This is a genomic window from Veillonella sp. ZSJB6, assembly GCF_051549505.1.
Classification (GTDB): domain Bacteria; phylum Bacillota; class Negativicutes; order Veillonellales; family Veillonellaceae; genus Veillonella.
In genome coordinates this window covers 1-254 of sequence record NZ_JBPUGE010000113.1, presented here as the reverse complement: position 1 = coordinate 254, position 254 = coordinate 1, and the positions used below count along the sequence as shown (strand labels likewise).

Genomic DNA, 254 nt, shown 5'->3' with positions numbered 1-254 from the left:
ACAAATCGGGATTTATCAGCTCGTCCCAGATCTCGCTCGCCGAATCGGGCTTCGGCTCGAAACGCATCCGACCATCGAGCGTTTGCAGGCATATGATGTCGCCCATCATACCGAGCTCGTCACGACGCTCGAGTGGTATTTCTATTTTGATGGGAACGTCAAACGCGTCGCCGCCCATCTTCACATCCACCCGAACACCGTACTCTATCGGATTCGCCGCATCGAGGAACTGACGAATATTACGCAAGTCTCAC

Annotated in this window: 1 protein-coding gene; it reads left to right on the top strand. The window is 53.9% G+C overall.

Annotated elements, in window-relative coordinates:
- Positions 1 to 82: 82 nt before the first annotated feature.
- Positions 83 to 254, top strand: a 172-nt coding sequence (locus ACSV5T_RS10105) for a helix-turn-helix domain-containing protein (RefSeq protein WP_438321047.1), incomplete at its 3' end; no start/stop codon positions are given.